Source organism: Acinetobacter sp. ANC 5045, from assembly GCF_004331005.1.
GTDB classification, from domain to species: domain Bacteria; phylum Pseudomonadota; class Gammaproteobacteria; order Pseudomonadales; family Moraxellaceae; genus Acinetobacter; species Acinetobacter towneri.
This window is the reverse complement of sequence record NZ_SJNS01000014.1, coordinates 16,696-30,741: the sequence shown is the minus strand read 5'-3', so window position 1 is coordinate 30,741 and position 14,046 is coordinate 16,696. Positions and strand designations below refer to the sequence as shown.

General features: G+C 40.8%; 15 protein-coding genes. 9 read left to right on the top strand and 6 right to left on the bottom strand.

The window, feature by feature from the left end:
• Positions 1 to 17: 17 nt before the first annotated feature.
• Positions 18 to 563, bottom strand: coding sequence for a crossover junction endodeoxyribonuclease RuvC (gene ruvC / locus E0H79_RS11095; RefSeq protein WP_004976895.1), 546 nt, complete (start codon positions 561 to 563; stop codon positions 18 to 20).
• Between the two features lie 200 nt (positions 564 to 763).
• Between ruvC and E0H79_RS11090 the strand changes: the two genes are divergently transcribed.
• From E0H79_RS11090 to E0H79_RS11080, 3 genes are all read left to right on the top strand, one after another.
• Entirely contained in the window at positions 764 to 1,147 is a 384-nt protein-coding gene (locus tag E0H79_RS11090; protein WP_131261633.1) for a YkvA family protein, read from the top strand.
• Between the two features lie 168 nt (positions 1,148 to 1,315).
• Positions 1,316 to 1,891 (top strand): FxsA family protein, encoded by a 576-nt coding sequence (locus E0H79_RS11085; RefSeq protein ID WP_004976892.1) that lies wholly within the window; start codon positions 1,316 to 1,318, stop codon positions 1,889 to 1,891.
• Positions 1,892 to 2,050: 159 nt separating this feature from the next.
• A complete protein-coding gene (locus tag E0H79_RS11080; RefSeq protein ID WP_096901197.1) occupies positions 2,051 to 2,686 on the top strand; it encodes a LysE family transporter in 636 nt (211 codons plus the stop codon).
• A 20-nt stretch (positions 2,687 to 2,706) separates the two neighbouring features.
• Here E0H79_RS11080 and E0H79_RS11075 read toward each other — a convergent pair whose 3' ends face one another.
• Positions 2,707 to 2,916 carry a hypothetical protein gene (locus E0H79_RS11075; protein ID WP_131261632.1) on the bottom strand — a complete coding sequence of 70 codons (210 nt, stop codon included), beginning with the start codon at positions 2,914 to 2,916 and terminating at the stop codon, positions 2,707 to 2,709.
• A 315-nt stretch (positions 2,917 to 3,231) separates the two neighbouring features.
• Here E0H79_RS11075 and E0H79_RS11070 point away from each other — a divergent pair, with 315 nt between their 5' ends.
• Complete coding sequence (locus E0H79_RS11070; protein ID WP_372238839.1) at positions 3,232 to 3,462, top strand: hypothetical protein; 231 nt, start codon at positions 3,232 to 3,234, stop codon at positions 3,460 to 3,462.
• 143 nt (positions 3,463 to 3,605) lie between these two features.
• Here E0H79_RS11070 and E0H79_RS11065 read toward each other — a convergent pair whose 3' ends face one another.
• On the bottom strand, positions 3,606 to 3,926 hold the full coding sequence (locus E0H79_RS11065) for a monooxygenase (protein ID WP_131261631.1): 321 nt from the start codon (positions 3,924 to 3,926) through the stop codon (positions 3,606 to 3,608).
• A gap of 157 nt (positions 3,927 to 4,083) precedes the next feature.
• Positions 4,084 to 5,250 (bottom strand): methionine adenosyltransferase, encoded by a 1,167-nt coding sequence (gene metK / locus E0H79_RS11060; RefSeq protein WP_004976883.1) that lies wholly within the window; start codon positions 5,248 to 5,250, stop codon positions 4,084 to 4,086.
• A gap of 749 nt (positions 5,251 to 5,999) precedes the next feature.
• On the opposite strand from metK, the gene tkt reads away from it, so the two are divergent.
• The 4 genes from tkt (at position 6,000) to E0H79_RS11040 (ending at position 9,739) form a co-directional block, all read left to right on the top strand.
• Positions 6,000 to 7,988, top strand: a complete 1,989-nt coding sequence (tkt, locus tag E0H79_RS11055) for a transketolase (RefSeq protein ID WP_004976881.1) — start codon at positions 6,000 to 6,002, stop codon at positions 7,986 to 7,988.
• Positions 7,989 to 8,140: 152 nt separating this feature from the next.
• Positions 8,141 to 8,356 carry a hypothetical protein gene (locus E0H79_RS11050; protein ID WP_004976879.1) on the top strand — a complete coding sequence of 72 codons (216 nt, stop codon included), beginning with the start codon at positions 8,141 to 8,143 and terminating at the stop codon, positions 8,354 to 8,356.
• A 221-nt stretch (positions 8,357 to 8,577) separates the two neighbouring features.
• Positions 8,578 to 9,018, top strand: coding sequence for a GNAT family N-acetyltransferase (locus E0H79_RS11045; protein WP_004976877.1), 441 nt, complete (start codon positions 8,578 to 8,580; stop codon positions 9,016 to 9,018).
• A 136-nt stretch (positions 9,019 to 9,154) separates the two neighbouring features.
• Complete coding sequence (locus tag E0H79_RS11040; protein ID WP_004976875.1) at positions 9,155 to 9,739, top strand: YceI family protein; 585 nt, start codon at positions 9,155 to 9,157, stop codon at positions 9,737 to 9,739.
• 227 nt (positions 9,740 to 9,966) lie between these two features.
• Here E0H79_RS11040 and E0H79_RS11035 read toward each other — a convergent pair whose 3' ends face one another.
• Entirely contained in the window at positions 9,967 to 11,478 is a 1,512-nt protein-coding gene (locus tag E0H79_RS11035) for an aldehyde dehydrogenase family protein (protein ID WP_131261630.1), read from the bottom strand.
• 244 nt (positions 11,479 to 11,722) lie between these two features.
• Here E0H79_RS11035 and E0H79_RS11030 point away from each other — a divergent pair, with 244 nt between their 5' ends.
• Positions 11,723 to 12,904: a hypothetical protein gene (locus tag E0H79_RS11030; protein WP_004976871.1), complete on the top strand. Its 1,182-nt coding sequence runs from the start codon at positions 11,723 to 11,725 to the stop codon at positions 12,902 to 12,904.
• 64 nt (positions 12,905 to 12,968) lie between these two features.
• Here the strand turns inward: E0H79_RS11030 and E0H79_RS11025 are convergent, their stop codons facing one another.
• On the bottom strand, positions 12,969 to 13,964 hold the full coding sequence (locus tag E0H79_RS11025; protein WP_131261629.1) for an alpha/beta hydrolase: 996 nt from the start codon (positions 13,962 to 13,964) through the stop codon (positions 12,969 to 12,971).
• Positions 13,965 to 14,046 lie beyond the last annotated feature (82 nt).

Here is a 14,046-nt window from a genome sequence, read left to right as displayed (position 1 = left end):
GCGATGGCGATGCTGATTTAGCGACGTCTGGAGCTTGAACGACTACGTCCGCGTGCCATACCACCCAAGGCATTGAGCACAGCCAATTTGGTCATACTGCCCGATGCATGAGCATGGCAAATTGCAGCAGCCAAAGCATCGGCAGCATCTTGTTGTGGTTTGATGGATAGATTTAATAATTTCATGACCATCATTTGTACTTGTTCTTTATCGGCAGCGCCATAACCCACGACAGATTGTTTAATTTGACGAGCGGTATATTCCGCCACTTGTAAATCTAAATTTACCAAAGCGGCAATCGCTGCCCCGCGAGCCTGTCCCAATTTTAAGGCAGAGTCTGGGTTTTGCGCCATAAACACTTGTTCAACTGCTGCTTCAGTCGGGCCGTGAAATTTCACAATCCGTTCAATCCCTGCAAAAATCCGTTTTAAGCGTTCGGGCATTTCACTGGTTTCGGTGCGAATGGTTCCTGCATCTACAAAACGTAATTTAGCGCCATCACGTTCAATAATGCCGTAGCCCGTTAGACGAGAACCAGGGTCGATTCCAATAATAAGTGACATGCCAAGCCTTAAAAAATTACATCAAGTTGAATTATAGGAGTTTAAATCTCTTTTGTGTGGAGTAATTTCAAAACATTCGGTCAGTAAGCTGCCGTTTAAACAATTAGCATGTATCCTTTGCCATATTTTCAATTTTGGACTTCATTTTATTTTAAGTTTTGAGACGTATATTTTATATACGGTAGCAAATGAGAGCGGCAATGAAGTGGATTAATAGGCTAAAACAGTGGGCGAAGCAAATTAAACGAGATGTTTATGCGGTGTGGTTTGCAGCACGTGATCCTGAAACACCGTTTATGGCAAAGCTTTTGGCATTGTTGGTCGCTGCTTATGCTATTTCTCCCATTGATTTAATTCCAGACTTTATACCTGTTTTGGGTTATTTGGATGATTTGATTTTAGTGCCATTGGGCATCATGTTGGTATTGCGTTTAGTACCTGCAGAGGCAATGCAGCGCTGTCGTTTACAAGCCGATGCGATCAGTCAAAAACCGAGCAGTTATATTGCAGCATCAGTTTTTATTGCGTTGTGGTTATTATTGGCTTATGCCGCATATTTTTATCTTTATCGTTTAAATATATAGACGTATTAAGTCTGTTATTGGGTGATGATGAAAATATTAATGACAGACTTAACCTTTAAAAATACAATAATGCCCATATTGAAACAACAGCGAATCAAAAAAGCTTGATCCCGATGAAGCACTTGGTTACTGCATTTTATTTATTTTGTTGAGATTAGATTAATTTTCATGAAATTATTTCTTATTGTTCTAATTGGCTTAGTTCTTGAAGTCTTCGTCTGGATTGGTGTGGGCGACCTAGTGGGGAGCATGTGGTACGTGTTCTTTTGGTTTGTCGCTGCTTTCTTCATTGGTTTGAACCTGATTCGTAAATATTCTGCAGGCGTGATGCCACAAATGCAGCAAATGCAAATGGGGCAGATGAGTGCCGATCCTGCGCTGAGTAATAATTTACCTAAAATTTTTGCGGGTTTTTTATTGATGATTCCAGGATTAATCAGCGATGTTTTGGCATTGCTGGTGATGATTCCTGCCGTACAAAATGCCTTTAAAGCGGCAATGATGAAAGCCATGATGAAACGTCAGCAAGCCATGATGGATCAAATGATGGGTGGCATGATGGGCGATATGAATGGCATGGGCGGAGCAGGTCAAAACCCGTTTGCAGATTTAATGCGCCAAATGCAAGACATGCAAAATCAGCAGGGTGGTGGTCGTGATTCCAGTATTATTGATGGTGAAGCACGTGAAATTACCCCCGATGCGAAAAAAATTGAAATGAAAGATGTCAATCCACCTAAATAATATAGGTGATGCTTGATATCAAACCGAATCGTGCTGATTCGGTTTTTTTTATGTGTGTTTTTGGGTAAATATTCAAATATTGAGAGGCCTATTTTAAAGCCTTATTTATTCTCCTACCGCACAAGGTATAATCGGATTTTCAATTCTCCTGATGTATTTATGTCTTTGTTATTCACCATTTGTGCGCTGCATTTTGTGGCACAGCTTAGTCCAGGACCAGATGTTTTATTAATTGCCAAAAGTGCAGCCAGCAATACCCGCCGTAATACCTTGCAGATTATTGCGGGTATTTCATCGGGGATTGTGGTGTGGGTAGTGCTGACCCTATTAGGTTTTACGGTTTTGGTGCAGCAATTTCCTTGGATTCAGCAAGTCTTAATGCTGATTGGCGGTTTATTTCTTGCCAAAATGGGATGGGGCATGTTGTCGGGCGGTTGGCATAGTTGGCAGCAGCGCAAACAGTTTGATGATACTCAAGTGCAAATTCCAGCCGCAAAAAACTACTTTTTATTGGGGCTATTCACCAATTTATCTAATCCGAAAACCTTAATTTATTTTAGTAGTGTATTTGCTTTGGCGTTGAGTTCATCGGCAAGTGCATCTTTGAAAGCCCAATTGGCAGTGATTATTCCAATCCAAACTTTTGTGACATTTACACTATTTATGTTGCTACTTTCTACACCAAAAATGAAAAAGTTATATCAGCGTTCAGGCAGTTATATTGATATGGTCTCGGGCGGATTATTTTTATTATTTGCTGTGTGGTTGTGGTTAGATGCACTGCGTATGTTTTAAAACATAGGTTTTGATGCCAATTAGTTAGATGATTTGATGTTGTCCAAAGCCAAGTTTGACGATTTTTTATTCGGAATTTCGGTTTTAGTCGTGTTTTCAGTTTTATCTAAATGATTGGGCTGATAAGTACGGTTTGATTGCAAAGTTGCTTCGGTATTTTCCGAACCTTGGTATTTACGACTACGGTTGGCACGTTCTCGCAAGCCACCTTTTTTAATGAGTTGCACCACTTTAACTTTACTCCGTGTAATAAAAAAATATGTGCTGAAAGCCAAGCTTGAGTCTAAACTTCAAGTAATCGAGCATGCAGAATTTTAGCATGGCATACCTATTTTAGATGGATAAAGTGACTGTTTATTCAAAAATACGATTTGCGCGAATAGCAGAACTTTGACATTCTAATTCACAAGCGATTGTGTCAGTTAAATCATCCAAAGGATGCAGGCTACAAAGTGTCACAGTTGCTTAAACAAAATTACACTGCATCAGGGTAGATGGTGTAACAATAAAAACAAGAATTACAGTGAAGTAGGAGAATACCTATGCTGTATCATCAGTATCGTTGCGCATGTTGCAATCGGGTGGTGGAATCATCAGAAAAAGAATGTGGTACTTGTGGTTCACACAATATTCGTAGTCCTTATGGTTTCTGGTTATTCTGTATTTTGGCATGCTTGGCAGCAGCCGTTGTGTTTAAAGTCGTGCATGTTTATTTGCAAGATCATCAAGAAGTGCCCGTGCAACAATCGGTGCTTGAGGTGATTCGTACGCAATAAGTGCTGCATCCAAGCTTAACGCTTATTTCGTCTATACAAGATTTCAAAAAATCCTGAATCATTAAATGGCTCAGGATTTTATTCAACTGTTTTTTCAATATTGAAGAGACTCACCATTTTATTCTTCAATATGGATGAGCAATTTAAAAAGATGAGCGACTTAAAAAATCAGCTTGGTTGATTGCAGACAGTGCAGCATTCACCTCAAAAATCTTGCCACGAATATTCTTCACGCCAAAACTTTCTAAACGTGCAGTGTGCATTTTTAAATAGCGTTCAGCATTGGCCGCATGATCAAACAGATAGATTCCACCTGCTTCCTGTGTTTGACCGTTCTCAGTCCAAATTTTCCAAAGCATGCCAGTTTCTAGGTTAATGCTTTCTGCAAGTTCACGGTACGCTTGGCTCATGCTTTCGCCAAATGGGCCTTCAGAAGGGAAATCGACTTGAAGAATAACCGCCATAATAAACTCCTACATCATTATCTTAGATGAGTATTTAAAAATCTCAGGAATGATTCACTATAACATATTCGTATTTTGTATATTGTGGTTTGACAGCTAAATTTTAGGCATAAAAAAGCCCACCGAAGTGAGCTTGATAAAACTGAAAAGTTTTACATTACAGACCTGCAGAGGCTTTTAATGCTTCAACTTTGTCGGTTTTTTCCCATGTAAATGCAGTGTCAGAACCTTGACGACCAAAGTGGCCATAAGCTGCAGTCTGTTTATACATTGGTTGTAACAGGTTCAACATGTTGGTAATGCCGTATGGACGTAAATCGAAGTGTTCACGTACTAAAGCAATAATCAACTCATCTGCCACTTTTGCAGTGTTGAAGGTGTTGATTGAAATTGACGTTGGCTCTGCAACACCAATAGCATAAGACACCTGAATTTCACATTTGTCTGCCAAGCCAGCTGCCACAATATTCTTTGCAACATAACGACCTGCGTAAGCAGCAGAACGGTCAACTTTAGATGGGTCTTTACCAGAGAATGCACCGCCACCATGACGTGCCATGCCGCCGTAAGTATCGACAATGATTTTACGACCTGTTAAGCCGCAGTCACCTACAGGACCGCCAATCACAAACATACCTGTTGGGTTGATGTGGAATTTGGTGTCTGCATGGAACATTTCTGCAGGAATCACTTTTTTCACAATTTCTTCAATTACCGCTTCTTTAAGCTGAATTTGCGAAATTTCAGGATCGTGCTGAGTAGATAACACCACCGCGTCCAAACGTACAGGCACACCATTTTCATAAGCAAAAGTCACCTGACTTTTTGCATCTGGGCGTAACCACGGCAAAGCACCACTGCGACGTAATTCAGCTTGCTTTTCCATTAAGCGGTGTGCGTAAGAAATTGGGGCAGGCATTAATACATCAGTTTCACGGCTGGCGTAACCAAACATCAAACCTTGGTCACCTGCGCCTTGATCTTCAGGCTTTTGACGGTCTACACCTTGTGCAATTTCAGGTGATTGTTTACCAATCATGTTAATGACCGCACAGGTTGAACCATCAAAACCTAAGTCAGAATGATGGTAACCAATGCCATTTACGGTTTGACGAACAACGGCTTCAAAATCGACATTTGCAGTTGTTGTGATTTCACCTGCCAGTACAACCGCACCCGTTTTTACAAGCGTTTCACAAGCAACCCGCGCATAAGGGTCTTCTTTTAAGATTGCATCCAAAATGGCATCACTGATTTGGTCAGCCATTTTATCTGGATGGCCTTCGCTTACAGATTCCGAGGTAAATACAGCGTACTCGCGCATAAGTCCTATCACAGTTAAATTCAAAAGACGCAATATGTTACATCGAGTTAGACTTTAGGACTAGCGCATTACGACTAAATTGGCTGAATTTATTTCAATTCAATGACTTTTTATCGCATATCTTTAGCTAAAAAATAGATAAAGTATCGGTATGACTATATTGTGACTCAAAAATATTCATGTTGGCTAAAGTATGCTGTCATAATTTTAAACTAAGGAGCACCTTGTTTTTAAGTGGTGAATCATTTTTAAAAACAATATTGTAGATGGGTAATTTAAAGACTTTGAATTGACTTTATCTGCATCAAGCTGCATTTTCAAAAGCTGTTTTAAAATTTTGGACGATGGCTGTGATTCAATTTATTGTGTGAAAAGTGAATAAAATTCAAGATGTGTTAAAATCTATCTATTATTTCTACAGAATACTGTTGTGTTTTAACTTGTTGCTAGGCATTTGATTGGAGTTGCTGCAAGAGCGACATCACAATTCCATCCTGCGTCTATAAATTGAAATATCTATACTTTAGAATTTTGCCAAGAATAGAGCTTAACACGGCAATTAGCTATTTTCTTGTTGTTATAAACGTGAAAACGTCTTTGAATTTGCACGAAAAATACCCTGAATGGGAATTAATGCGGAAATATTGTTGCATAGGCTTTACCCCTCAGGCGTTTTTTTGAGAGAATAGCGGCTGTTTTGAATTCTATTCATCTTCTTCTATTTAACGATTTTTTGTGGACTCTGACCTATGACGACCCCGCTTAACGAACGTCGTATTGCAAACGCAATTCGTGTATTGGCAATGGATGCTGTGCAAAAAGCAAATTCAGGACATCCAGGTGCACCGATGGGGATGGCAGATATTGCCGATGTGGTGTGGCGTGAATTTTTGAATCACAACCCAACCAATCCACAATGGGCAAACCGCGACCGTTTTGTATTGTCTAATGGTCATGGTTCAATGTTGCAATATGCGTTGTTGCATTTAACAGGTTATGATCTTTCAATCGAAGATTTAAAAGCGTTCCGTCAGTTACACTCTAAAACACCTGGCCACCCAGAATTGGGTTATGCACCAGGGATTGAAACCACCACTGGTCCACTCGGTCAGGGGATTGCCAATGCTGTTGGTTTTGCTTTAGCAGAAAAAACACTGGCTGCACAATTTAATAAAGAAGATATTCAGGTTGTAGACCATTTCACTTACTGTTTCTTGGGTGATGGTTGCTTAATGGAAGGTGTTTCACACGAAGCATGTTCATTGGCAGGTACTTTAGGTTTAGGCAAGCTGGTTGTTTATTATGATGACAACGGCATTTCTATTGATGGTGAAGTAGAAGGCTGGTTCTCTGACGATACCGAACAACGTTTCTTATCTTACGGCTGGCAAGTCTTAAAAGTTGATGGTCACGATGCCGATGCAATTCGTGCTGCAACGGTTGAAGCAAAAGCTGAAACGCAAAAACCGACTATTATTATTTGTAAAACTGTTATTGGTTTAGGTTCGCCAAACAAACAAGGTAAAGAAGACTGTCACGGTGCGCCATTAGGCCATGATGAAATCGCTTTGACGCGTCAAGCATTAGGCTGGACAGATGAAGCATTTGTTATTCCTGAAGATGTATATGCCGCTTGGGATGCTAAAGCGAAAGGTGCAGAAGCAGAAGCAGCATGGAATACAACTTTTGATGCCTATGCAGCAAAATATCCAACGGAAGCTGCAGAACTTAAACGCCGTTTAAGCGGTGAACTACCTGCAGAATTCATCGCGCAGGCAGATGCGTTTATTGCTGAAACCAATGCTAAAGCTGAAACTATTGCAACGCGTAAAGCCAGCCAAAATACTTTGCAAGCATTTGGCCCATTATTGCCTGAATTATTGGGTGGTTCTGCAGACTTGGCAGGTTCAAACTTAACCCTTTGGAAGGGTTGCCAAGGCGTTCAGGACAATGCAGCAGGGAACTACGTGCATTATGGCGTACGTGAGTTTGGTATGACTGCTATTGCAAATGGTGTAGCACTTCACGGTGGTTTCATTCCTTACGTTGCAACATTCTTAATGTTTATGGAATATGCGCGTAATGCCGTGCGTATGTCTGCATTAATGAAGCAACGTGTGATTCATGTGTATACCCACGACTCGATTGGTTTGGGTGAAGATGGTCCAACACACCAACCGATTGAACAAATTGCATCTTTACGTGGTACGCCAAACTTAAATACATGGCGTCCTGCAGATACCGTTGAAGCGGCTATTTCTTGGAAATCTGCATTAGTACGCAGCGAAGGTCCAACTGCTTTAATTTTCTCACGTCAAAACTTGCCATTCCAAACTCGTACTCAAGCGCAAATTGAGAACGTGGCAAAAGGTGGTTATGTCTTGGCTGAAGAAAAAGGTGAATTGAAAGCCATTATTATTGCAACAGGTTCAGAAGTGGGCTTGGCAATGGAAGCATACGCGCAGCTTGAAGGTGTACGTGTTGTGTCTATGCCGTGTGCAGAAGAATTTGTGAAGCAAGATGCAGCATATCGTGAAGCGGTATTGCCATCACATATTCGTGCACGTGTTGCGGTTGAAGCAGCGCATGTAGACTACTGGTGGAAGTTTGTCGGCTTAGACGGTAAAGTTATTGGTATGACAACTTATGGTGAATCTGCACCTGCAAAAGACTTGTATCAGTACTTTGGCATTACCACTGAAGCGGTTGTTGCTGCAGTAAAAGAATTAACAGCTTAATTTTTTAATCCAGTGTTTTTAAAGGCGTTCCTGCAAAGGGACGTCTTTTATTTTTGCATATTTGTTTGGTATTCGATGTGATGATCCAACAAATTTTGTCAGTGTAAGTCAGGTTTGTGAATAAACCTCTGTGTAATTGAGTGAGATGAGAAATGAGTTTGTACGAGCAAATTAATGATGAAGTCACTTTAATGGATGCGGGTGAGCAAAAGTGGATTGGACAAGATTTACCACTTGAAGCTATGGTGGCGGTAGAGTTGTTGTTACAGGATTTGGCTGAAGATCAGCAAATCAAAATTCGCCGTAAGAACCATGAAAAGCAATCAGGCTTAAAGCAAGTTGATCGTATTTTGATTGAGAAGCTTTAATCTATTGCGATGAATGCGGTGCATTAAATGGTGTATCGTCAAAAATAGCTTTATTCTATGCGTAGGGTAAAGCTTTTTTTATTGCTGAAAAATAGTTTATAAAATAGCCTAAGCATAATATTCAATGTGAATCATCAAGCATTTCAAGATATAACAATTAGGCAATATCCAAGCATGCAGACAACACAAGTACAGCATAACTAAGTCAAAAAATAGATATTGTGCCGTTAAGCGGAATTCAGTTTGAACAATGGCAAGCACTTTGGCAAGGCTATCAGCAATTTTATCGGGTGCAACTCAGTGATGACGTGACACAACAGACTTGGTCAAAACTAACTGATCCTCAACGACCCTATATTTATGGCTTGGCTGCCGTATATCAAACTCAAGTTGTCGCCATTGTGCATGTAATTGAACATGACAGTTGCTGGACGCTTAAACCTTATGCCTATTTGCAAGATTTATATACCTTGCCTGAGTACAGAGGGATGGGAATTGCTCAGCAGCTTATTCAGCAGGTGAATCAAACAGCGCAACAGCGTGAATGTGATCGGGTATATTGGCTGACTCATGAAGATAATTTACAGGCACGGCAGTTGTATGATCGTGTCGCAAAAAGAACAGGTTTTATTCAATATCGCAGCCCTGCAACAGCGATGTAAAACGCGCATGCATATTTTTACAAATTTATCGTTTCAGTCATGCAACATACTGTTTTATCTTTAATCCTGTATTTGCAGCAAAAATCTATAAACTAAACCTCATTGAAACGTATCAACACTTTTAGAGATGAACAATATGAACATGAAATCAATTGCTTTAGGTTTGGCTATCGCGTCTGCAGCAACAATGACAATGGCTAAACCAGTGGCTTATCAAATTGACCCAACGCATACTGCTACTGTATTTACTTGGGATCACTTCGGTTTTTCTACGCCATCAGGTAACTTCTCAGACATTCAAGGTACTATCAACATTGATGAGAAAAAACCTGCTAACTCATCTGTGAATGTGACGATTCCATTAAGTAGCATCAACACCAACGTAAAAGCTTTAGATGAGCACTTAATGGCAGCAGATTGGTTTGATGCAGCAAAATATCCAACCATTACTTTTAAAAGTACCAAAGTTGAAACTCAAGACAAGAAAAACTTTAAAATCACAGGTGATTTAACAGTTAAAGGTGTAACTAAGCCAGTGGTACTTGACGCAGTATTGAACAAACAAGGTCCACACCCAATGACTCAGGCAGCGACTGTTGGTTTTAATGCAACAACATCATTCAACCGTTCTGCATTTGGTATCGCAAGCTATGTACCAAACGTAGGTGATAAAATTACTGTCAACATCACTACAGAAGCGTCTGTAGCTGCTAAAAAATAAGTAGTAATGATTTGATCAAAAAGCATCATTTTAAAAATGGTGCTTTTTTATGTCTGTGATTTTTATCCATGATTTTAATGTCAGCAACTTGAGGTCTATGGCTTTAAAATCTGTTTGGATGAATGGCTTTTTTATTTTACTTTTTGTCCATTCGTATATCCAAAACATAAAAAATGCGAACCGAAGTTCGCATTTTCATTCATCATGTTAAGGTTGAATTAACCAACTTAGAAGAAGCCAGCAGGTTTAGTTGAGTAGCTCACCAACAAGTTCTTGGTTTGTTGATAATGTTCTAACATCATCTTGTGGTTTTCACGGCCAATACCTGATTTTTTATAACCACCGAAAGCGGCATGCGCAGGGTAGATGTGGTAACAGTTCGTCCAAACGCGACCCGCCTGAATAGCACGGCCTGCACGGTAAGAAGTGTGCGCAGAACGTGACCAAACACCTGCACCTAAACCGTAAATGGTGTCATTGGCAATTTTAATGGCTTCATCGAAGTCTTTAAATGTGGTCACAGACAGCACTGGGCCGAAAATTTCTTCTTGGAAAATTTTCATGTCGTTGGTGCCTTTGAAAATTGTCGGCTCAATATAGAAACCACTGCCAACTTCATGACGTTCACCACCACCTGTTAAGACTTGAGCACCTTCGGCACGACCTGTCGCAATACAACCCAAGATTTTGTCTTGTTGTTCTTGCGATGCCTGCGCACCAATCATGGTTTCAGTATCAAGCGGGTGACCTGTTTTAATACGTTTAACACGTTCGATGGCTTTTTCAAGGAAACGGTCAGCAATACTTTCCTGTACGAGCGCACGTGATGGACAAGTACAAATTTCACCCTGATTCAGCGCGAACATGGCAAAGCCCTCAAGCGCTTTATCTAGGTAGTCGTCATCTTGCGCCATAATATCTTCAAAGAAAATATTTGGAGATTTACCACCAAGTTCCAAAGTCACTGGAATGATGTTTTCAGTGGCATATTGCATGATCAATTGACCGACTTGAGTCGAACCTGTGAATGCAATTTTGGCAATACGTGGATTGGTTGCCAATGGGCGACCGACTTCTACGCCGTAACCATTGACTACGTTTAGTACGCCTGCAGGCAATAAATCTTGAATCAGCTCGACCAAAACTAAAATACTAGCAGGGGTTTGCTCCGCAGGTTTAAGTACAATACAGTTACCCGCAGCCAAAGCAGGTGCAAGTTTCCATGTTGCCATTAAAATTGGGAAGTTCCATGGAATAATTTGTCCCACAACGCCCAATGGCTCATGGAAATGATAGGCGATGGTATCTTCATCAATTTCAGAAATTCCGCCTTCTTGGGCACGAATACAGCCTGCGAAATAACGGAAATGGTCAATTGCCAATGGAATGTCGGCAGCCAATGTTTCACGGACAGGCTTACCATTATCCCAAGTTTCGGCTACTGCCAATAATTCCAGATTTTGTTCTAAACGATCTGCAATTTTAAGCAGAATGTTGGAGCGTGTGGTTGGAGATGAGCTGTTCCATTGTGCTTTGGCTTTATGGGCTGCATCTAAAGCCAGTTCAATGTCTTCTACCGATGAACGTGGGACTTTGGTAAATACTTTGCCATCTACAGGAGAGATATTTTCAAAGTATTCGCCTTTTACAGGGGCGACCCACTCGCCACCAATAAAGTTTTCGTATTGTGCTTTAAATTGAACTTTTGAACCGGGTTGATTGGGATCTACGTAACGCATAATTCTCTTCCTTTGATGGTTTTTTATAATCTGCCGTCACTTTACCGTTTAGAACAATCCTGTGTCTAAAATCAGGTTAAATTTACGGCTATGGTATAAGGTACTTTGGTACGTTATTTGTTTAGCATACCAATATAAGGTTGGAAAAAGGTTGGAAAGTTGCAGGTTTACAAGCAACGAACAAATCCTTACAAAAACAAGCACTACATTGGATGTAGTGCACACAGGATTGTGAGAATCAGTCATGATGAAAAAACAAGATCTATTGGAAAAAAAACTGCATATTGAACGGTTTAGACAAAGCAGTAGTTTATCGCCGCTGCATGCGCAGCAAATTCAGCAGAGTATTTTAAATTCTTGGCAACGCTCTGAAATTGCAGAAATTCCTGTAGATCGGCAGGCTGCTCCGTTAAATTCCAGTTTATCGCATCCGCAAGGCGGTTCGGCTTTACAGAGAGCTGTGCAAAATTGCGCAGAAGATTTAAAACATATCGCGCAGCAGTCCGACATGGTGGCAGCCGTGGGCGATGTGGGCAGTACGATTATTTGGACGGCAGCGAGCGCTCAAATGCGTAATGTGGCGGAACGAGTACATTTTGTAGAGGGTGGACAGTGGCGTGAAGAGTTGGTGGGTACCAATGCTTTGGCTTTGTCACTCAAAACTCAGCAAGCCAGTTGTGTGTTTTCCAGTGAACATTATATGTCATCGTTACATGACTGGGTTTGTTATGCCGCACCAATTTTAGACCCACATTCCAAACAAGTGTTGGGCGTGATTGATTTATCGACCACTTGGAAAAATCATAACAGTTTGGGTTTGTTGGCAGCAGAGCGCTGTGCTTCTTTAATTCAAAATGCGTTGCTGGAACAGCAAAAACAGCAGCTTTATATTCGCGCGTTTCGTGTGCCACAGGTGTTATTTAATGGCAAAGTGGTGGTGATGACACCGCGTCAAATTGAAATATTGGTGATTTTGGCACTTTGCCCACAAGGCATGAGTTTAGACACTTTACACCAAGCACTATATGGTGAGCGTAAAGTCAGCATGGGAACGCTAAAAGCTGAAATGTCGCAATTACGCGATATTTTAGGGGGGATGCTCGGCTCGCGTCCTTACCGAGTTTTGGCGCATATTGAAGCCGATTTTTTACAAGCTGAGCAGGCTTTAGATGCAGGTTATGTGCAGTCTGCCTTGCAAACGTGTGCAGGGGTATTTTTGGCGAAAACTGAAAGTCCATTTTTATGCGCATGGCGAGATTGTTTAGAATCACGCCTGAGTGATGCCATTTTTAATGCACAAGATACCGATGTATTGCTGAAACATTTGGCGCATAGCCCTGAAGCGATTGATGCGGTAGAGCGTTTAATTGAACTGATGCCAAAGCATCATCCTGCACATCAAATTTTATTAAAATACAAAGCCTAAATGACGAGTCAAGTCTTTAGGCTTTCATTTCACTGTCCTTTAGTCTTACTGTTTTTTTTAGTTTTTACAGCCCTTTGCGGTTTAACCAGTCAAACAAGGACTGATACACTTCCGCGCGGACTTCTGGCGCAGAAAGCACCAAATCATGCACGCCATCTTCAATTTGGCAAAGCTGAATATCACCATGCATGTGATGCCCATATTTTTGCATATCTGCAACATCCAAAATTACGTCAGTGCGTTGCGCAATTTCATTACATTGGCGTGGATAACTACTTTGACTCGCATGCATAATTAAGGTTGGTACACCCAAATGTACGCTAGCATGAATTTCTTTTTGCGCTTCATGAATTGCACGTACAAAACTTAATCGTACTTTAGGATAGCGTGGCTTTTTCCATTCCAAATTAAATAACCATTCACCATGATATTGCTTGTGTAGACTTGGTACATAAAATGGATTGAGGCGGCTTGGAAATTTCATTTCTGGCAGCAATTTGCCCAATTGGCTTAAGCGCGGAATACCGACTTTTTTCTCAATTTCGCTCATATTGAAATCATAAAAAGGGCTGTTGCACCATAAACCACGAATCAGTGGATGATTGGGATGATGTGCCACATATAACGTGGTGATTAATCCACCTGTTGAATGTCCCGCCAAAATCACTGAGTCATGTTCTTCTGCGGCAATTTGCTCAAGTGCAGCGGAAATTTCTGCATCATATTCAGACAAGCTGCGCACGTTGTACCAATGCTGATGTGACAAATGCGAACGCCCGTATTTGCGCAAATCTAAGGCATAAAAGTCGTAGCCGTGCTGATTAAACTGGTCTGCCATTTCTGTTTGAAAGAAATAGTCAATAAAACCATGAATATAAAGTACGGCTTTACGGGTTTCCTGTTCAGCTTTTTTGCGTACCAAGGTAGCAATCACTTTGCCTTCATAATCAGATGGAAAATCCAGCGTCATTTGTTGGTAATCTGCACCCAAAATATCAGGTTGATAGCTTGGTGTTGTTTTTTGTTTTTTGCTTAACAGCATAAGGTGCTCGTCATCCATTTTATTTTGTCTATATCCTTGATGAGCTGTGCGCATTTGTCAAATTGAATTATGCAAACTCTCTGCATCTATAACGGTTTAG

Coding starts and splice junctions, on each gene's coding strand:
- ruvC (WP_004976895.1), bottom strand. CDS start 563: ATGTCACTTATTATTGGAATCGACCCTGGTTCTCGTCTAACGGGCTAC.
- E0H79_RS11090 (WP_131261633.1), top strand. CDS start 764: ATGAAGTGGATTAATAGGCTAAAACAGTGGGCGAAGCAAATTAAACGA.
- E0H79_RS11085 (WP_004976892.1), top strand. CDS start 1,316: ATGAAATTATTTCTTATTGTTCTAATTGGCTTAGTTCTTGAAGTCTTC.
- E0H79_RS11080 (WP_096901197.1), top strand. CDS start 2,051: ATGTCTTTGTTATTCACCATTTGTGCGCTGCATTTTGTGGCACAGCTT.
- E0H79_RS11065 (WP_131261631.1), bottom strand. CDS start 3,926: ATGGCGGTTATTCTTCAAGTCGATTTCCCTTCTGAAGGCCCATTTGGC.
- metK (WP_004976883.1), bottom strand. CDS start 5,250: ATGCGCGAGTACGCTGTATTTACCTCGGAATCTGTAAGCGAAGGCCAT.
- tkt (WP_004976881.1), top strand. CDS start 6,000: ATGACGACCCCGCTTAACGAACGTCGTATTGCAAACGCAATTCGTGTA.
- E0H79_RS11050 (WP_004976879.1), top strand. CDS start 8,141: ATGAGTTTGTACGAGCAAATTAATGATGAAGTCACTTTAATGGATGCG.
- E0H79_RS11040 (WP_004976875.1), top strand. CDS start 9,155: ATGAACATGAAATCAATTGCTTTAGGTTTGGCTATCGCGTCTGCAGCA.
- E0H79_RS11035 (WP_131261630.1), bottom strand. CDS start 11,478: ATGCGTTACGTAGATCCCAATCAACCCGGTTCAAAAGTTCAATTTAAA.
- E0H79_RS11030 (WP_004976871.1), top strand. CDS start 11,723: ATGATGAAAAAACAAGATCTATTGGAAAAAAAACTGCATATTGAACGG.
- E0H79_RS11025 (WP_131261629.1), bottom strand. CDS start 13,964: ATGGATGACGAGCACCTTATGCTGTTAAGCAAAAAACAAAAAACAACA.